Here is an 18,353-nt window from a genome sequence, read left to right as displayed (position 1 = left end):
CTATGAATGCTCTTGCTCTTTCATTTACCCTTTAGGGGGTTCCTGAAACGTCGCAGCTTCGCATTTTATCGGCAGCCAAAGCTATGCTAATATGGAATAAGTAAAAATTTGAGGTGAACTAATTTATGAAAGAGTTGGAATTAAATACACAGATTCATCTGCTTGAAGCTATGCTGGATGGCAGCAAAGTTGGTACCATTGTCACTGATCCCGAATTACAAGATAACCCGATTATCTATGCAAACAATACATTCGCCAAGATGACGGGTTATGAGAGAGACGAGGTGATCGGGCGCAATTGCCGTTTTCTGCAAGGTTCAGATACTTCGGCTGAAACGATCGATCAAATTCGTAAAGCGATTAAGCAACGGAAAAAACTGATGGTGACCATTCGTAATTATCGAAAAGATGGCACGCCGTTTTGGAACCGCTTGGCCATCGCGCCGGTGACGGTAGAAGAAAAGCTTTATTTCATCGGCACACAAACCGATATCACCGTTGAACGCCAGCAGCAAGAAGCCATACATGCAAATGAAAGCGAGATTGAAAAACTGATGCTGCCGATTTTGTCGATACAGCCGAATGTGGCGACCGTAGCGCTCGTCGGGACGATGAACTTGCAGCGTTTTGAAGCATTAAAAGTCAAATTATGCGAATACGTCAATGAACATCGTATCGAACATGCGTTGATCGACATCACAGGCTTGACATGGACGAAGGAATCTCCGCTTTACTGGTTCACCCAGATTGGCGAAGCATTGCGCATTATGGGAAGCAATATGTATGTGACCGGAGTGACACCGCAAGCAGCGGGGGAACTGGTGCAAAACCTCGACCGTGAAAACATGTTGAGAACCTATTCAACAATCGAGAAAGCTTTAGCGGATATTAATGAATGATGCATTGCATACGAAACGCCATTCTTGATGAATGGCGTTTTTTTTCGTGAAGAGATAACTGAAAGAAAGGTTTTATAGGTATTTTTTTCATTATATATCATCGGCTTAGAGACGAAAGTATGATTCGTTCGAAAATTTTGTTAATTTTGTTTTGTTGGTTCGTTCTCGGGTACATGAACTAGAAAGAATAAATCAAGAGTTTCTAAAGGAGGAAAGACGATGACTAAAGATGAAAACCAGCATGCGGGTCCAGAAAATCTTCAGCATACAGAAGTAGCGAAAAATAAATTTAACTCCGGCGACAATGATTCGGATTACGACGGCGGCCATCCGCAGGACGCATTTTCAACCAGTGAAGATGAGGCTAAGTCAGGGAACTCAAAAAAGAAGAAGGATATGAAAGAAAAATCGTTTAATGAGGGAGGCAATGATTCGGATTACGATGGTGGTCATCCCAAAGATGCTGAGTGACGCAGTGAAGATTGGTTAGATAATGAATAGTATAATTCAAAGAGACTATTCCGTTTTTTCCACATAAAAGATCTTCAGTTTTATGCAAAACCCGACAAACCCGATGCTCTGGCTTGAGCGGGAAGCGACGGAGTACTCACACACGCTTTATAACTTCTCAAAAGGTGAAGGCAGTTCACAACTGCCATGGATGAGCAGCAATGCAAAAGATGGTCATCCATACAAATACGAACAGCCGCAAGCATTTGGACAAGAATCGTTGTTGAAGCCAAGGCTTCTTCAATCGCGTGATTCATTGCGGAAGACAAACAAAAAAACGAGGCGAAGCATAAGTTCTTCGCCTTGTTTTTTCTTGTCGAGAATTGAGAGCTTACGAAAAATGGGAGGGAATATACATGAACAAACCATGGATCATGACTCAGGCATGGCGGGATGTGGTATTTCTCCATTGGCCTATTTCAGTTCAGTCGCTAAAGCCGTTTATTCCGCAAGAACTTCAAATTGATTTATTCGAAGGACAGGCGTGGATTGGGATAGTTCCATTTGTGGCAGATTGGACGCGTCCCCGGTTTTTATTTCCAGTACCATTTACCCGGAAGTATTATGAGTTGAACGTCCGGACTTATGTTCGTCATAAAGGGCGGCCTGGGGTATTCTTTTTTAGTTTGGACGCCAATAGTTTGCTTGCAGTGAAAGCAGCGAGCATCGGTGGGTTTCTGCCGTATCGCCATGCCCAAATGAAATGGATCAAACACAAAGATCGTCGTTTGTTTATAAGCGAGTATGAAAATGGCGATAGCTCTGAAAATTTTCGCCTGGGCTTTACACCAACTGCTGGAACCCTCAAGGCTTCCAATCACGAGCTATGGCTGACCGAACGGTATTATTTGTGGACTAAGCCAAAGGATGTTTTATGGCGTGTCGATATAGAACACACCCCCTGGCAATTGCAAAACGTCCATATAGAAATAATGGAAAACTCACTGGCTAGATATTTAACCGAAGATTTGTCCACACAGCCATTGAAGCATTTTTCGGCATATAAGCGAGTACGTTTTTTTCCTCCTATCGCAGAAAAACAACAAACCGATCGCTTTTAGCAATCGACCTGTTGTTATTTCCGGTTTGGCTCTTGCTTTAACGTGTGCGATGTTTCTTTTTGTTCCCACACGCGCTTCCTCATGTAAAGGTGGAAAAAACATTCGCCTGCTGCCATTAGCAACGCAGTAGAAAAGGCTGCAACAAGCAGCGAGAAATCTGGATTGTCGATTAGCCATTCTCCGAGCAACCACACTACCAGAAACGTAAGAACTAAATCACCACTGGTTGCGATTTTATTGGATGTGCGTGGATACAAGAGCAAATCGCCGACAAAACCGAACACTGTAATCACTGCACTCAAGATGAGATTCGCTTCAATAAACTTCACGATCTCATCTCTCGCAATTGCTTTGTAATCAATTACTCCGTTTGGAAGTTATTATGCATTAAAAACGAGAAAACTAGGAGCTGATAAAGTCACCGCCGTTGATATGGATTGCTTGTCCTGTGACGTAGCTTGAATCTTGCGATGCGAGATAAACATAGGCTGGCGCTACTTCTGAAGGCTGTCCTCGCCGTTCCATCGGCGTGTCGCCGCCTTGTTTGTCGACTTTTTCAGCGCCAAATGAAGCAGGAATCAAGGGCGTCCAAATCGGCCCAGGGGCCACTGAATTTACACGGATGCCCTGCTCGCTAATATTTGCAGATAGGGAACGTGTAAAGCTCGTGATTGCGCCTTTCGTAGACGAGTAATCGATCAGGCCGGCTGAACCTCGGTATGCTGTCACAGACGAAGTGTTGATGATGCTATCACCTTTTGACAAGTGGGGCAATGCCGCTTGCGTCAAATAAAACATGCTGAAGATATTCGTTTCAAAAGTTTCGCGCAGCTGTTCCGGGCTGATGTCCAGGAAATCATCTTGCGGGAATTGTTTGCCGGCGTTATTGACGAGAACATTCAATTGGCCGAATTCGGCGATGACATCAACGATCAGTTGATGGCAGTTTTCCACTTGGCTAATATCGGTAGCAAATTTATATGCTTGTGCTCCATATGCTTTTGCTTCAGCGACCGTTTTTTCTGCATCCTCGTGTTCGTCGAGATAGGCAATGGCGATGTTTGCGCCTTCTTTTGCATAGGCAATGGCTACAGCACGCCCAATGCCGCTGTCGCCGCCAGTAATCAGTGCCACTTTTCCTTCCAATTTGCCGGAGCCTTTATAATTTTCATCATCGTAAATAGGCTCGGGCGCCATTTCGTTTTCAAAACCTGGCTGGCGCTCCTGTACTTGTGGATCGATTTGTTCATGGGTTTTTTCGAATTTATCTTTTGTCATGCCCATATTCCTCCTAATTTACTGATATGTGCTAGTTATTCCCGTTCAATTTCGGGCTAAACGTCTCGATAGGGCAATAGCTAAACCAGTTTGGAAATCCGTTGTCAAAAAAAACAGCCAAAGCATTATGCTCTGGCTGTTTTCAAGAAATATTTATTCAGTTGTCACGACGCCGCAAGCGATGCGATCGCCCGAATCTCCTGAAGGATCGGTCTGTCCGTCATCTTCTGAAGCGTGGATGACGAGCGCTGTGCCGCCTTCTTTAAGTAGGGAATGTTCTTCTCCGATTTGCAAAGTGACGTTTTCGGCCATCAATTCATCCGTCGACGTGCCGTCATCGGCCACTTCGAGATTCTCTAAATCTCCAGCATGAGGGCCATCCGGATTATCATGACCGTGACTTGCGCCGGTCGGGTTGAAATGCCCTCCAGCTGATTCGAAATCAGGCGCTTCGCATAATCCCTCTTCGTGGAAATGGATGCCGTGCATACCTGGTTCCAATCCTTCGACGTTCAATGTCACTAACACGCCTGAATCTTCCTCTGTCAATTCGGCCGTACCGGTTGCCTCACCATCCGCGTCCAAAAATTCGACCGTCAGCATTTGAATTTCACTGGAACCTTCAGGGTCAGCTTCTGAGCCTTCTGGCGGTGTTTCTTCCTCGCCTTCGACTTCCTCTTCTTGTGCATCTCCAGCACCATCCGTTTCTGTCGCCGGCTCATCGGCCTCATTTCCGCACGCTGAAAGCAGCAGAACCAAACCTAATAAAAACATCATTAACCAAGATTTCATTGCGTTGTCTCCCTTCTCCAAAAACTGTCGTTACCATACCTTACACTTGATGGAGTGGATATAAACCCGTCAATTCGGCACGGTGACTTTAGTCATGTGATCGAACGCGCTTTTTTCGCACGAACAGCCAGAAAATCCCGAGCGCAAGCGACACTAGAGTTACCAGCAGGGAAGATAAAAAGAACGGCGGGCGATAACGCAGTTCGACTTGGTTGTCGCCCGCTTCGAGCGGAACAGCAAGAAAAGCGTAATTGGCTTTTAATACATCAACCCGTTCACCGTTCACCTTCGCATGCCAGCCTCTTTCGTAAGGAATCGACAAATTCAAAAAGAGGGCGCCGTCCTGATTATCGTAAGATACATCGACCCGGCTGCCGTCAATCGTCAAATTGCTCGTCCGGTCGGCGAGTGCGTTTTGTTCCTTCAACAATGTATAGGGCTCGTTCAGCACTTCGATGTCATCTATGCGATAGACGCCTTTCGGCAATCGGATTTCAACCGTTTCAGCGGCAGCAATGCGGATGGTCAAATCATCGACAAAGGTTTTGTAAATGGATTGGTTCGATTTGCGTGTCGTCCGGTACTCATTGACTTGGATTGCAAATCCTTGATCCGCCGCTGTATTTTCCAAGTGGAAAGATACATACAAATCGCCTTCTTGGGGGATTTCATCCAGCGTCAAGTTGATGCCCCCGGTTTCACCGGTGATATCGAGAAGGCCGTTTTCATATGTTGCGTCTACACCCTCTACGGCATAACTTGCTTCGTCCGGAAAGCGCTCAGGGAGAGGTTGTGCTTCAACGTCTTCATCAAGAACGATGCCGCTAAGCATGGCATGTTCGCGTAGCAATGGCGGCTCCTCCGCCAATTGCGCCTCTTGGAACACCTGGAAAGCCGGACGTGCAAAAGGCAACGGATAGCGGTTTTGATAAGCGATATAATTTTCGGTTGCCGCAAACTTGCGGAAGCCATACGGCACATTTGGATCATCTTTTTCGCGAATTGCATAATTGCCTTGCAGTATGCTGAAGAGATTGCTGCGGTTGCCAAGTGTAGCGTAGCGGCTGACGCTCTCGCGCTGCATATCGATTTCCAGCTCGATTAAGTAAAAATACAATAAGTTTTTGTTCAAAATACTGGAGTACGCACTAAGTCCTTGGAAGCCTTGGACAATCGGCGTATTGTTGCGGACTCCTTCCATCCAGTCGATGCGATACATTTCGCTTGTTTCCCGTTGTTGGATTTCATCGATCAAGTCCCGGACTTCCGTATCGTCATAGTTTTCCCCGGTAATTAATTCCTCATCCACATCAGCAATATTACCATCGATGAGCAATTTTTCACTTTGATAGACATTGGCTGCCATCAGCGTGAAAATCAATAACCAGCCGGTTAATAACGGCTTTTTCATCCTCTCGGTTGCCACGGTGGCTTGCAAGGCCAGCGCTAAAGTGACTACGAGGCCGATCACTGCAAGGCGCGGATAGAGCGTAGAAAATTCAAGCTGGTCATCGCGCAGAACAAACAACCCATAAACAAGCAAAGTCATAAATGAGGCGGGAAGCAGGTCTTTCAATCGCAGCTTATGGAAATGGTCCAAGCCGCTTGCAATCGCCCCAGCTGCCACCAGTGAAATAAAATACTCCCAGCGGTGTTGAGGCGCTGAAAAGCCGTTGAACACACTGCCGATCATCGGGCTGTAGTACATGACGAGCGTCAGCATGCCAATGGCAGCAAACAAACGGAATGTGCGCAGCCGGTAAAGCGTCGGAATGAACAAGAACAGTACGAAAATCGCCGGCAACAGGATATATCGGCTCATGAACAAGATATTTTCTGTTTGTTCAAACCACGGAATGGCCTGATCGAACGGTGGGCGATGATTGTTCAAGTAAGCATAAACCGATGGCACGAATGAGATAGCCGAAATGCCGGCGCCGATCAATCCGGCAGCCACAAATAACACGATGGCTTTTTTTCGAGTTGTTTCCGCCTCGGCCAATGGCATGAACAGACGGAAGGCGATGTAAATGCACGTCAATAGGAAATTGATATAGGCAAAATAGAAATTATCAATCATCGAGATTGCGACGGCAGCAATAAACCAGCCGGGTTTTTGTTCTCGGAAAATTTTCTCGGCCGCGAAAATCAGCAGCGGCAGCCACAAAAAGGCATCAGCGAAAAATTCCCAAAAAGTGACGTGGCGAAAATACATGCCGGAAATGGCATAGATGCTGGCACCGACAAACGCCGATAAGCGGCTGATGTGCATATAGCGAAACAGCCCGTAAGTGATCAGCAACGCGGCGACCAGTCTTAAAATGCTGATAAATACGGAAGCCTGCGCCCAGAACAGCACAGTGGGCTCTCCAATTATCCGCATCCATTCGAGTACATAAACAATAGCGATCGTAGCGATATAGACGAAGGAGGTAGAGAAATAATAGGACAGCTCACTGAAAATGCCTGCACCGAGTCCGAAATCGAACGAATAGAAAAACTCACCACTCGTATACTGGTCATAGAGCAATTGTTTAAAAGGCATCATCTGTGCAAGACCATCATTCGGGCCTGCCATGAATTGATTTTGTGTCCATTGAAACAGAAAGATGCCATGGCCGATAACGGACATGGCTAAAAACGCAATGGCAATCAGAAGAAAGGGACGAAACGAACGCATAATGTCACCGTCTTTAAGTTATTTTGGCTGCGCCGGCGCCTTGAGGATTTTTCCCGAAACGATGAACGTTACTGGAATAGTAAAAATCACAGCGGCAAACGGAGCAATATTGCTATTGATGTTGAGAAACTCGACAAAAATAAAAATCAAGACTGTAGAAACCGACATATTCACCACTTGCGTCAGTGGGAAATACAAGTATTTTTTTAAGGTCGGCTTAACTCTGTACGTAACGTACGTGTTTAGGAAAAACGAGATGTTCAAACTGATTAGAAAACCGATGATGTGCGATAGCATATAAGCCCAATCAAGCACATTGTGTAAAAACAGGTAAATGGAGTAATAGCTTAATGTGTTGACGACCCCAACAAAAATAAAGCGTGTAAACTCCGTATTCAAGCGATCAAGGCTCATCGTATTCATCCACATTGCTCATATCGACCAAGAAATGAGGCCGTTGCTTCGTTTCGTTATAGATGCGCCCCACATACTCGCCGATAACACCCAGGCTGATCAATTGAATGCCCCCGAGCAGCAAGATAGCGGTAATGGTCGTGAAATAACCGGGAGCGATAATGCCCCGTGCCATGATTTGATAGAAGGTGAAGGCGATATAAAGAAGCGACAAAAACAAAACAAGAAACCCTGTATAAAAACAGATGCGCAATGGCTTCATGTTGAACGAGATAATGCCATCGATGCCATAATTGACCAGGCTACCGAAGGACCATTTGGAGTCACCTTCTGCGCGTACAACATTTTCGTAATTGATGGTCTTTTTGCTCAGGCCGATCCATGAGTAGATGCCTTTTGAAAAGCGGTTGCTTTCGCTGAGTGACAATATGGCGTTGATGGCTTTGCGGCTGAGAAGCCGGAAATCGCCCTCGCCGTCTTGCAGGCTGACATCAGTGACCGAATTGACCATTTTATAATAAAGAGCGGACTGCCAGCTGCGTAGTTTCGATTCGCCGCTGCGAGATCGTTTGGCGACGACTTGGTGGAAGCCTTGTTCATAGCCGTCGACCATCTCGCAAATCAGTGTAGGTGGATGCTGCATATCGCTGTCCATCAAAATGGCCGCGTCCCCGCGAATTCGTTTCAGTCCTGCAAACATGGCGGATTCCTTGCCGAAGTTGCGGGTCAGGGAAATGTATTTAACAGTGTCGTATTCATTGGCGAGTTTGAGTATTTCTTCTAAAGTTCCATCACTGCTGCCGTCATTAATAAACATGATTTCATACAGATAAGGAAGCGGCTCAAGTTCTTGTACCAATGTCGTGTACATCGAAGCGATGTTCGCTTCTTCGTTATAAGCTGGCACAACAATAGAGATCAGCTTCATAATGGTGTCTCCTTTCAATGGGCTTGCAATTCTTCCCTAAAAATCAGTTTACCCATTTTACAGGACATTATTCCTGCAAAATATAACAAATCAATAGGGAAGCCTTCTTCATTATACGCAAAATTAACGTCAGTAGCATGTGCGGGCCTTCAGCGCTGAATGCGCTAAAAGGCGCAATTCTCTGAAAAGAAAAAGAATAGAAAGAAATTTTTTTTCATAAATCATCTAGCAGCAGCGCCATTGGAAACGCTTGCAAAGGATTCTTAATATTTATTATATATTGACAATAGTTTTTATCGTATATATGATGGACTCAATTCAACTATAGCGACTAACTATTTTGACGGAGACAGGCTTTGTGCATAGGAATCTGAAGAGAGCTGATGGATGGTGCAAATCAGCGGTTCCGGCATTTGGCAGCACTCCCGAATAGATGTGCTGAAATTAATGAGTAGGCCCATCCGTTTCATGTCCGTTACGCATGATGTTTAATGAGGCTGTCCGCTTGTCGGTCAGTGAATTAGGGTGGTACCGCGACTAGAGACTCTTCGCCCCTTGCATCTATGATGTGAGGGCGTGGAGTCTTTTTTTGTATACATGTTTTCGCGAAAAGTCTTTTCAAATCGAAAGGGGAAATAATTATGCTAACAGACCAACAGATCTTGCGAATTCCAGGACCGACACCGATTCCACCGAGCGTCGAACGGGCGATGACACAGCCGATGATCGGGCACCGCGGGGAAAGCACGTATTCCTTGATCCGCGATATCCGCCCGAAGCTCAAAAAAGTGTTCGGCACGAAAGAAGAAGTGATGATTATCACGGGCAGCGGGACTTCAGCGCTTGAAAGTGCCGTCGTCAACACGGTAGCGCCAGGGGATGAAGTGTTGGTGCTGGTTACTGGAGCATTCGGTGAACGCTTCGCGAAGATCTGTGAAGCATACAATATTACGACCCATGTATTCGATGTAGAGTGGGGCCAGGCTGTCGATCCGGAAGCCGTCAAAAACTTCCTCCATGAACATCCGGAAATCCGCGTCATTTTCTCAACGTTTTGTGAAACATCGACGGGTGTGTTAAACCCGATCAAGGAACTCGCCGAGACGGTGAAGCAAGTATCGGATGCATTGATCGTCGTAGATGGAGTATCGTGTGTGGCGGGAACGGAGACGGAAATGGATAAGTGGGGCGTCGATGTGGTCGTCACTGGCTCGCAAAAAGCGTTCATGCTACCGGCAGGACTTGCGTTCATCGCTGCGAGCAAACGGGCATGGAAGAAAATTGAAGCCAACCCGCAGCCGCGTTTCTATTTGGATTTGAAAAAACATCGCGACAATATCGAGAAAGATACGACGCCGTTCACACCGGCCATCTCAATCTTGTACGGCCTTCAGCAAGTGCTGAACTTGTTGGAAGAAGAAGGGCTCGAGCAAGTTTACCGCCGCCATCGCTTAATGCGCGACATGACACGTGCCGCTTTTAAAGCCTTGAACGTCCGCTTATTGACGAGCGACGAGGATGCTTCGCCGACAGTTACCGCTGTGTATCCGGAAGATTTTGATGCAGAACAATTCCGTAAAGTGCTGAAAGAAGAGTTTGCCATTGAATTCGCTGGTGGACAACAGCATCTTGCCAAAACGATTTTTCGCATCGGCCACATGGGTTATTGTTCACCGGCCGAAGTACTGCAGGCACTCGCCGCATCGGAAGTCGTCTTGAAAAAGCTTGGACAAGGTATCACACTCGGCGCGGGCATCGCAGCCGCTCAGCAAGTCTTTTTGGAAGGGAAGGATAAGTAATGACATTTCACGTATTGATCAGCGATCCGCTATCTGAAGAAGGCGTTTATCCACTGCGCCACGCCGATGGCATCAACATCGTCATGGAAACGAATTTATCTGAAGCGGAACTTGGCGAGCGCATCGACGGCTTTGACGCGCTGCTTGTCCGCAGCCAAACGCAAGTGACGCGCGAATTGATCGAGAAAGCATCCAATTTGAAAATCATCGGCCGCGCAGGCGTCGGTGTCGATAACATCGATTTGGAAGCAGCGACCGAGCACGGCATTATCGTTGTCAACGCACCCGACGGCAACACCAACTCCGCGGCAGAACATACAATGGCGATGCTTATGGGCATGGCGCGCAAAATCCCGCAAGCCTACAACTCCCTGAAACAAGGCAAATGGGACCGTAAATCCTATGTCGGCGTCGAATTGAAAAACAAAACGCTTGGGGTCGTCGGCTTCGGCCGCATCGGCCAGGAAGTGGCGGCACGTGCTAAAGGCCAGCGCATGAACATCATTGCCTATGATCCATTTTTGACCGCTGAAAAGGCGGAGAAGCTCGGCGTCGATTTCGGATCGGTCGAAGACGTCTTGAAAGTGGCTGACTTTGTCACGGTTCACACACCGCTGTTAAAGGAAACAAAGCATTTGATCAATGCGGAAGCCTTTAAAGTGATGAAAGACGGCGTGCAGATCATCAACTGTGCACGTGGCGGCATCATCGACGAAAGCGCCTTGTATGATGCGGTGAAGTCCGGGAAAGTGGCCGGTGCCGCACTGGATGTTTTTGAACAAGAGCCAATGGTCGATTTCCGCTTGCTCGAATTGCCGGAGATCATCGCGACGCCTCACCTCGGGGCGAGCACATTCGAAGCGCAGGAAAGTGTTGCGGTCGATGTCAGCCAAGATGTCGTCAGCTTCGTTAAATATGGCACCGTCCGCAATTCTGTAAACTTGCCGTCTGTACCGAAAGAAATCATGAAGCGCATCGAGCCGTATTTCGATCTGGCTGAACGCATCGGTACATTCCTCACTGACTTGACAGGGGAAACGGCAGACGAAGTGAACGTCTATTATTCAGGCGAACTAGCCAATCTGGAAGTCGGCCCCTTGACGCGCAATATGCTCAAAGGTATGCTCAAGCGCCATCTCGGCAAACACGTCAATGACGTCAATGCGATGTATATCGCCAACCAAAAGGGCATTCATGTCAACGAACATAAATCGACTGAATCCCGCGGCTTCACCAACCTGATCACCGTTGAAGTGAAAACGCAGAGCGGCACGCGTAAAGCGTCCGGAACACTATTGAACGGCCAAGGCGCACGCATCGTTAAAGTGGATGATTACATCGTCGACTTCTTGCCGAACGGGCATCTGCTGTTCATTCGCCATAATGACCGCCCGGGCGTCATCGGCCGCGTCGGCACATTGCTAGGCGCAGAAGACATCAATATCGCGACGATGCAAGTAGGGCGTTCAAACGTCGGCGGAGACGCGATCATGATGTTGTCGATCGACAAGCATGCCGATCCGGAAGACTTGGAAGAATTGAAGAAGCTTGAAGAAATCGAAAGCGTCACGGCGATCGATCTGTAAAAATAAAGCGCCCGCACCGATCGTCTGGAGACCAATCGGTGCGGGCGCTTTTCTTATGGAGATACAGTTTTCAATTGCTCGAGCAAAGGCAATAGCTCTCGCAGGTCTTTAATTTCATGAGTGGCAACTACCGTTTCGTGAGGTATTTTGTTTTCGCGGTTCAGCCAGACGGACGGAATGCCGGCACGCTCAGCGCCGAGAATGTCGGTCAACGGATTGTCGCCGACCATCAATACCTCTTCCGGGCGATAGCCGAACTTCGATAAAGCATGTTCAAAAATCGAGGCATCAGGCTTGCCGCGCCCGAATGCGCCGGAGATGACGATGTGGTCGAAATAAGGCGAGATTTCCGGTGTGATGTCGAGCTTGATTTGCTGCAGGCTGGGCGAGCCATTGGTCAACAGCAATAAATCGAAACGCCCTTTCAATTGATCGAGCACTTCTAGGCTGTCTTCGTAAAGTATCGGGTTGCGTTTTCTCGCTTCCGGAAAATACTCGGCGAGTTGTTTGCCCAATTCGGGGTCGTCGATGCCCAGGCGTTTCAGCCCAAGCGTCCAAGCTTCCTGCTGATAGCCAGGTGCGACTGAACTTAATTTCTGGAAGTCGTCACCTGGGTCATCAAAACGCCCCCATAAACCTTCGAACGGGTTGATGCCGATCATTTGTGTAAAGGCATGTGTCGGATACCCCGCATACAGTTTGCGGGCTTCTTCCCGCACCGCTTGTTCAAGTCTGCTGCAATCGGTGCCGCTTTGTTCGGCTGCCCATTCGCAGGTCTCACGGAAAGCTTCTTTCACGCTTTGCTGATCCCATAATAAAGTATCGTCCAAATCAAAGAAAATCGCTTTCACCATAACGCGCCACTCCCTTACTTTTTTATCCAAATTAAACTTTAGAATCATGATTAACTACAACTTATAATTGAAGGATGATGATTCAAAGAACAAATGTAAGATATGGAGCAAAACCACGGAGACTCCCAAGGGAGCAGCGCTCTTTTGAGCGACGAGACAGCCGAGCCCCCGCAATGAATGAATGAGTGAAGCTTAGCTGAACGCATTCACTTGCGATGCTCGAGTGTAGCGAGAGTTGAGCAAAGCTCTTAGGAGTGGTTTTGCGGAATATCTAGAGATTAGATTTATCTATTCAACCCATAGTGTACTAAAGCGCGGCTGAAAATCAAAGAGTTGTCACAAATCTGCATTCCGCTGGCGCTTTCTGGTGGTACGATGGACGGAAAGGGGTGGAATGTATGGAAAAGCTAAAAGAAAGCACTCTTCTATTGGAAGAGGCCGCTCATTTCATTGAAATATGCTATTTGGAACTTGGAAAAAACGAACAGGAAATCCGCAGCCGCGTCAACGTAATCGAACGGGAGATTGAGGCGACCGGTAGCTATGAACATACAATAGAGGAATTGCAACACGGGGCGCGTATGGCCTGGCGCAATAACAACCGCTGTATCGGGCGTCTTTTCTGGAAAACTTTAGACGTTTTTGATGAACGTGAAGTGGAAACGGAAGAGCAGGCATTTGATGCCCTCGTTCGCCATTTGCGCTTTGCTTTCAACGCAGGACAAATCCGACCGGCGATTACGATTTTCAAGCAAGCCGACAAAAGCGGCCTGCGCATCTGGAACCATCAATTGCTGCGCTATGCCGGCTACGAGCGTGAAGGCCGCGTAATCGGGGATTCGACTTCCATCGCATTCACGAAACAGTGCGAGGCGCTCGGCTGGCGCGGGGCACAAAGTGATTTCGATTTGTTGCCGGTGGTAATCGGCCGAATTGGACAAGCGCCGAAATGCTTTGAACTGCCGGAAGGCGCCAAGCCGGAAGTGGCAATTACACACCCGGAATGGACGGCACTCGGCGATCTTGGCTTGAAATGGTACGCAGTGCCGCTCATCTCAGACATGAAGCTCGAGATCGGCGGTATCGAATACCAGATGGCCCCGTTTAACGGTTGGTATATGGGAACTGAAATCGGTGCGCGCAATTTAGCGGACGAAGACCGCTATGACCTGCTGCCGAAAATGGCAGAGATCATGGGACTGGATACAAGTTCGCAGCGGACGCTTTGGAAAGACAAGGCGCTCATCGAATTGAACGTCGCCGTGCTGGAATCGTTCGCCGAAGCGGGCGTCACCATTGTCGATCACCACACCGCCGCGAAACAGTTTAAAAGCTTCGAGAAAATCGAAGAACGTGAAGGGCGCAGCGTCACGGGCAATTGGGCGTGGCTCATACCGCCGGTGTCGCCAGCAACAACGCATATTTTCCATAAGCCGTATAAAAACGATGTCGTCAAACCGAATTATTTCTATCAACACGCACCGTACGAAATTGAACGCAACACATAAATCGCTTTGCTCATCTCCTGGAACCATTCCGGTGAAGAGCAAAGCGATTTTTATTGAGCCTTTAAACACTCGAAAAAAACACATGCAAGAATCACAGTTTTTTCGGCTGGCGGTCGATAGAGTGGAAGGTATTGTATTATAATAGAACGAAATGATGTTCTTCATCGTAAGAAACCTTAGAAAGAAGGAATAGCAATGGGACGCAAATGGAATAATATTAAAGAGAAAAAAGCTTCCAAAGACGCCAATACAAGCAGAATCTATGCGAAGTTTGGCCGTGAAATATATGTAGCCGCAAAACAAGGCGAGCCGGATCCGGATTCGAACCAAGCGTTGAAAGTCGTGCTCGAGCGCGCCAAAACTTATAATGTGCCAAGAGTGATCATTGACCGCGCCGTCGAAAAAGCAAAAGGCGGATCGGAAGAAAACTACGACGAGCTGCGTTACGAAGGCTTCGGTCCAAGCGGTTCGATGGTCATCGTCGACACCCTGACAAACAACGTCAACCGCACCGCGTCCGATGTGCGCGCTGCATTCGGAAAAAATGGCGGCAACATGGGCGTCAGCGGCTCGGTCGCCTATATGTTCGACCACACAGCGGTTATCGGCGTAGAAGGCAAGACGGCTGATGAAGTGCTGGAATTATTGATGGAAGCGGACATCGATGTGCGCGATATCCTCGAAGAAGAAGGCACTGTCATCGTCTACGCTGAACCGGATCAATTCCATCTTGTGCAGGAAGCGTTCAAAGCGGACGGTATCACAGACTTCACTGTTGCCGAGCTGACGATGCTTCCGCAAAACGAACTGCCGTTAACGGAAGAAGACCAGGCTCAATTCGAGAAAATGGTCGATGCGCTCGAAGACCTCGAAGATGTCCAGCAGGTCTATCACAACGTCGATTTAGCGTAAGAAAAGATTGGTCATTCCAGGGTCTATTGGTTGAAAAAGCGTTTTTACTGATTAGAAACAGGTAAGGCGCAATGAAGCTGCGATCCATGCAAATGAATAAGTGATTGACTTCTGTCCAAAAGGGGGCAGAAGTTTTTTTATGATAATAAATAAAAAAGAATATTTAAAATAATTTAAAAATTGACTTGTAATTCAAAATAAATAACCTTATACTTTTTTTGAATCATGATTTAATAAATGACCGGAGAGTTGAAATTTTTTTGATGCGATATGTAAGTGCTTACATTCGCCTTGAGAGGAGGACTTTGCTTGGCAGCTATAGAAACGATGGAACTGTTTGGCCGGCCTAACGTGAAAGTGTTTGCAGAGCGGCCGGCATCGATCGGCGAATTGCTCGCCGCAAGCGTCAATCTATACGCCGATAAAGATGCGGTCGTCACAGAACAACGGACATTAAGTTATTCGGAACTCGACAAGGAATCTACCATACTTGCCGCCAATCTGCAGCAGCAAGGCGTCAAAAAAGGCGACCGTGTAGGAGCGGTGATCGGCAATTGCGCGGAATTTCCAGTAGTCGTATTTGCTTGTGCCAAAGCCGGTGCGATCATGGTACCGATCAATGTCAAACTGCAAGTTGAAGAGCTTCAATACATTATCGGGCATTCCAAGCCGGCGCTTTTAATCACAGAAGCGGAATATGCAGAAAAAGTAAGCGAAGCCGTCGAGCAAAACGAATTTCAGCAAAGTGATCGTCCACAACTCTTTATCATCGGTGGCAGCAACTCGTATGAAGAATTGTTGAATGCCGATGCTCCGTTTCAGCAGACGCAAATCGATGAACAGGACGGCGCATTCATTCTGTATACATCAGGAACGACAGGGCGGCCCAAGGGTGCGGTGCTCGCACATATCAACGCTGTCCACAGCGTCATGAACTATAAGAAACGGTTTGAAACGGATGAGACGATGAAAACAATCGTCGCAGTTCCGATGTTCCATGTTACAGGGCTTGTCGGGCAATTGCTTCATATGTTTTATATCGGAGGCACGGTCTACAGCATGAAGCGCTATCAAAACGAAGCGTACATCCAGCTGATCTTAAAACACCAAATCAATTTTCTCTTTAACGTACCGACCATTTTCATCATGATGTCGACAAGCGCGGAATTTCAAAAGCATTCGTTCGGCTTCGTGCGGAAAGTGGCATTCGGTGGTTCGCCGATTTACCAGCAAACATTCCAGATGCTGAAACAAGCGTTTCCAAATGCTCAGCTCCATAACGCATACGGAGCAACGGAAACGACTTCTCCTGCGACTTTGATGCCGACTGGTTATCCGATTTCGAAAGTGACTTCAGTCGGGTTACCGGTCGACGTGGCCGATATTAAAATCGTCGATTCGGAAGGTTACACGGTGCCGCCAGGTGAATCCGGCGAATTGTATATCAAGGGGCCGATGATCATCAAGGAGTATTGGGACAACCCGGCTGCCAACCAGTCGAGCTTTACGGACGGCTATTGGCATTCGGGGGATCTCGGGATTATGGACACAGACGGCTATGTGTATATCCGCGACCGCAAGAAGGATATGATCAATCGCGGCGGCGAAAAGATCTTCTCCATCGAAGTGGAAGATGCGCTGAAAAGCCATCCGGATGTGGTCGAAGCGGCCGTCATCGGCGAGCCGGACCCGGTGTTCGGCGAAAAAGTGAAGGCGTTTGTCGTCGGGCCTAAACTGGACCCGAATGACCTTGATGGACTCAAAGCCCATTGTAAAAAAACATTGGCAAAGTTCAAAGTGCCTGAAGAGTTTGTGCTGATTGACAGCTTGCCGAGAAACGCATCAGGAAAAATACTGAAAAACACATTAAAAGAAACTGGGGGCCGATCAAATGCTTAAAGAATTATCGCCAAAAGCAGAACAACTGCGTGTAGACTTACTGAAATTCATGGATGACTTTGTCTATCCGGCTGAACAGACAGTAAAAGAATACAAAGAAAGCACGAACGATCGCTGGACGATTCCGCCGGTCATTGAAGAGCTGAAAGCAAAAGCCAAAGCGCAAGGCTTATGGAATCTGTTTCTAGACCATCCGGATTATGGCGCTGGACTATCCAATTATGAGTATTCCCATTTATGTGAAATTATGGGACGCTCACTTATTGCGCCCGAAATTTTCAATTGCAATGCACCAGACACCGGGAATATGGAGGTGTTCGTCAAATACGGAACAGATGAGCAGAAAAAACAATGGCTCGAGCCTTTATTGAACGGCGAAATTCGTTCTTGCTTCTCGATGACAGAGCCGGACGTCGCTTCGTCCGATGCCACCAATATCCAGAGCAGCATCGTCCGCGACGGAGATGAATATGTCATCAACGCCAAGAAATGGTGGACGACGGGCGCCATGGATCCACGTTGCAGCATTGCCATCGTCATGGGGAAAACCGACCCGGATGCCGAAAAACATAAGCAGCAATCGATGATCCTCGTGCCGTTTGATACACCAGGCGTCAAAATCGTCCGCCCGCTCACCGTATTCGGCTATGACGATGCGCCGCAAGGCCACGCGGAAGTGCATTATGAAAATGTCCGCGTTCCGGCGAGCAATATGCTGCTCGGTGAAGGACGCGGGTTTGAAATCGCACAAGGTCGTCTAGGGCCAGGGCGCATTCATCATTGTATGCGCGCAATCGGTGCTGCCGAGCGAGCCTTGGAACTCCTGTGCAAACGTGCAGAAAGCCGCGTCGCTTTCGGTTCGACATTAGCCGAAAAAGACGTCATCAAGGAAATCATCGCGGAAAGCCGCATCGAAATCGAACAGGCACGGCTGTTGACTTTAAATGCAGCGCATAAAATCGATGAACACGGTGCGAAAGCTGCGCGCAAAGAAATCGCGATGATTAAAATCGCCGCACCGCGCGTGTCGATCAATGTTATCGACCGTGCGATGCAAGTATTCGGCGGAGCGGGGCTGACGGAAGATTTCCCGCTTGCCGAACATTACGCAAACGCACGTACTTTGCGTCTTGTCGATGGGCCGGACCAAGTGCATTTGCGCGATGTCGGACGGCTTGAACTGCGCGAGCAATTGAAAGCGAATACAGCGAAACAATAAGCCGATCAGATCGG

Annotated in this window: 16 protein-coding genes; 9 read left to right on the top strand and 7 right to left on the bottom strand. The window is 47.8% G+C overall.

Going from position 1 to position 18,353, the window contains the following annotated elements; all coding sequences use genetic code 11:
- Positions 1-125 precede the first annotated feature (125 nt).
- From ytvA to ACFO5U_RS10430, 3 genes are all read left to right on the top strand, one after another.
- Positions 126-899: a YtvA family blue-light photoreceptor gene (ytvA, locus tag ACFO5U_RS10440; RefSeq protein ID WP_377279006.1), complete on the top strand. Its 774-nt coding sequence runs from the start codon at positions 126-128 to the stop codon at positions 897-899.
- A 219-nt stretch (positions 900-1,118) separates the two neighbouring features.
- The gene (locus tag ACFO5U_RS10435) at positions 1,119-1,370 is read left to right on the top strand and encodes a hypothetical protein (RefSeq protein ID WP_377279004.1); all 252 of its coding nucleotides are present in this window, start codon (positions 1,119-1,121) and stop codon (positions 1,368-1,370) included.
- Between the two features lie 395 nt (positions 1,371-1,765).
- Positions 1,766-2,470 carry a YqjF family protein gene (locus ACFO5U_RS10430; RefSeq protein WP_377279002.1) on the top strand — a complete coding sequence of 235 codons (705 nt, stop codon included), beginning with the start codon at positions 1,766-1,768 and terminating at the stop codon, positions 2,468-2,470.
- Between the two features lie 14 nt (positions 2,471-2,484).
- On the opposite strand, the gene ACFO5U_RS10425 is transcribed toward ACFO5U_RS10430, so the two are convergent.
- The 6 genes from ACFO5U_RS10425 to ACFO5U_RS10400 all read right to left on the bottom strand — a co-directional run bounded on the left by ACFO5U_RS10425 (position 2,485) and on the right by ACFO5U_RS10400 (position 8,562).
- Positions 2,485-2,799, bottom strand: coding sequence for a DUF2512 family protein (locus ACFO5U_RS10425; protein WP_377279001.1), 315 nt, complete (start codon positions 2,797-2,799; stop codon positions 2,485-2,487).
- Between the two features lie 73 nt (positions 2,800-2,872).
- Positions 2,873-3,748, bottom strand: coding sequence for an SDR family oxidoreductase (locus tag ACFO5U_RS10420; protein ID WP_377278999.1), 876 nt, complete (start codon positions 3,746-3,748; stop codon positions 2,873-2,875).
- A 153-nt stretch (positions 3,749-3,901) separates the two neighbouring features.
- Positions 3,902-4,540, bottom strand: coding sequence for a superoxide dismutase family protein (locus tag ACFO5U_RS10415; RefSeq protein WP_377278997.1), 639 nt, complete (start codon positions 4,538-4,540; stop codon positions 3,902-3,904).
- Between the two features lie 88 nt (positions 4,541-4,628).
- Complete coding sequence (locus ACFO5U_RS10410) at positions 4,629-7,220, bottom strand: YfhO family protein (RefSeq protein WP_377278995.1); 2,592 nt, start codon at positions 7,218-7,220, stop codon at positions 4,629-4,631.
- Positions 7,221-7,238: 18 nt separating this feature from the next.
- Positions 7,239-7,634: a GtrA family protein gene (locus ACFO5U_RS10405; RefSeq protein ID WP_377279489.1), complete on the bottom strand. Its 396-nt coding sequence runs from the start codon at positions 7,632-7,634 to the stop codon at positions 7,239-7,241.
- Entirely contained in the window at positions 7,624-8,562 is a 939-nt protein-coding gene (locus ACFO5U_RS10400) for a glycosyltransferase family 2 protein (RefSeq protein WP_377278994.1), read from the bottom strand. Before ACFO5U_RS10400 ends, ACFO5U_RS10405 begins: the two co-directional genes overlap by 11 nt.
- A 641-nt stretch (positions 8,563-9,203) precedes the next feature.
- Between ACFO5U_RS10400 and ACFO5U_RS10395 the strand changes: the two genes are divergently transcribed.
- Both ACFO5U_RS10395 and serA read left to right on the top strand, forming a co-directional pair.
- Entirely contained in the window at positions 9,204-10,361 is a 1,158-nt protein-coding gene (locus tag ACFO5U_RS10395; protein ID WP_377278992.1) for a pyridoxal-phosphate-dependent aminotransferase family protein, read from the top strand.
- Positions 10,361-11,947 (top strand): phosphoglycerate dehydrogenase, encoded by a 1,587-nt coding sequence (serA, locus tag ACFO5U_RS10390; RefSeq protein ID WP_274843188.1) that lies wholly within the window; start codon positions 10,361-10,363, stop codon positions 11,945-11,947. Before ACFO5U_RS10395 ends, serA begins: the two co-directional genes overlap by 1 nt.
- Positions 11,948-12,000: 53 nt before the next feature.
- Here the strand turns inward: serA and ACFO5U_RS10385 are convergent, their stop codons facing one another.
- Positions 12,001-12,801, bottom strand: coding sequence for an HAD family hydrolase (locus ACFO5U_RS10385; RefSeq protein WP_377278991.1), 801 nt, complete (start codon positions 12,799-12,801; stop codon positions 12,001-12,003).
- Positions 12,802-13,199: 398 nt separating this feature from the next.
- Here ACFO5U_RS10385 and ACFO5U_RS10380 point away from each other — a divergent pair, with 398 nt between their 5' ends.
- From ACFO5U_RS10380 to ACFO5U_RS10365, 4 genes are all read left to right on the top strand, one after another.
- A complete protein-coding gene (locus ACFO5U_RS10380; protein ID WP_377278989.1) occupies positions 13,200-14,309 on the top strand; it encodes a nitric oxide synthase oxygenase in 1,110 nt (369 codons plus the stop codon).
- 195 nt (positions 14,310-14,504) lie between these two features.
- Positions 14,505-15,221 carry a YebC/PmpR family DNA-binding transcriptional regulator gene (locus ACFO5U_RS10375; protein ID WP_377278987.1) on the top strand — a complete coding sequence of 239 codons (717 nt, stop codon included), beginning with the start codon at positions 14,505-14,507 and terminating at the stop codon, positions 15,219-15,221.
- A gap of 309 nt (positions 15,222-15,530) precedes the next feature.
- The gene (locus ACFO5U_RS10370) at positions 15,531-17,120 is read left to right on the top strand and encodes a class I adenylate-forming enzyme family protein (protein ID WP_377278986.1); all 1,590 of its coding nucleotides are present in this window, start codon (positions 15,531-15,533) and stop codon (positions 17,118-17,120) included.
- Positions 17,113-18,339: an acyl-CoA dehydrogenase family protein gene (locus ACFO5U_RS10365; RefSeq protein WP_377278984.1), complete on the top strand. Its 1,227-nt coding sequence runs from the start codon at positions 17,113-17,115 to the stop codon at positions 18,337-18,339. The genes ACFO5U_RS10370 and ACFO5U_RS10365 overlap by 8 nt, the downstream gene beginning before the upstream one ends.
- Positions 18,340-18,353: the final 14 nt, after the last annotated feature.

The organism is Planococcus dechangensis (assembly GCF_042654465.1).
GTDB classification, from domain to species: Bacteria; Bacillota; Bacilli; order Bacillales_A; family Planococcaceae; genus Planococcus; species Planococcus dechangensis.
Note: the sequence above shows the minus strand (reverse complement) of the source record. Positions and strands in the feature narration are given on the sequence as shown.

Coding starts and splice junctions, on each gene's coding strand:
- ytvA (WP_377279006.1), top strand. CDS start 126: ATGAAAGAGTTGGAATTAAATACACAGATTCATCTGCTTGAAGCTATG.
- ACFO5U_RS10435 (WP_377279004.1), top strand. CDS start 1,119: ATGACTAAAGATGAAAACCAGCATGCGGGTCCAGAAAATCTTCAGCAT.
- ACFO5U_RS10430 (WP_377279002.1), top strand. CDS start 1,766: ATGAACAAACCATGGATCATGACTCAGGCATGGCGGGATGTGGTATTT.
- ACFO5U_RS10420 (WP_377278999.1), bottom strand. CDS start 3,748: ATGACAAAAGATAAATTCGAAAAAACCCATGAACAAATCGATCCACAA.
- ACFO5U_RS10415 (WP_377278997.1), bottom strand. CDS start 4,540: ATGAAATCTTGGTTAATGATGTTTTTATTAGGTTTGGTTCTGCTGCTT.
- ACFO5U_RS10410 (WP_377278995.1), bottom strand. CDS start 7,220: ATGCGTTCGTTTCGTCCCTTTCTTCTGATTGCCATTGCGTTTTTAGCC.
- ACFO5U_RS10405 (WP_377279489.1), bottom strand. CDS start 7,634: ATGAGCCTTGATCGCTTGAATACGGAGTTTACACGCTTTATTTTTGTT.
- ACFO5U_RS10400 (WP_377278994.1), bottom strand. CDS start 8,562: ATGAAGCTGATCTCTATTGTTGTGCCAGCTTATAACGAAGAAGCGAAC.
- ACFO5U_RS10395 (WP_377278992.1), top strand. CDS start 9,204: ATGCTAACAGACCAACAGATCTTGCGAATTCCAGGACCGACACCGATT.
- serA (WP_274843188.1), top strand. CDS start 10,361: ATGACATTTCACGTATTGATCAGCGATCCGCTATCTGAAGAAGGCGTT.
- ACFO5U_RS10385 (WP_377278991.1), bottom strand. CDS start 12,801: ATGGTGAAAGCGATTTTCTTTGATTTGGACGATACTTTATTATGGGAT.
- ACFO5U_RS10380 (WP_377278989.1), top strand. CDS start 13,200: ATGGAAAAGCTAAAAGAAAGCACTCTTCTATTGGAAGAGGCCGCTCAT.
- ACFO5U_RS10375 (WP_377278987.1), top strand. CDS start 14,505: ATGGGACGCAAATGGAATAATATTAAAGAGAAAAAAGCTTCCAAAGAC.
- ACFO5U_RS10365 (WP_377278984.1), top strand. CDS start 17,113: ATGCTTAAAGAATTATCGCCAAAAGCAGAACAACTGCGTGTAGACTTA.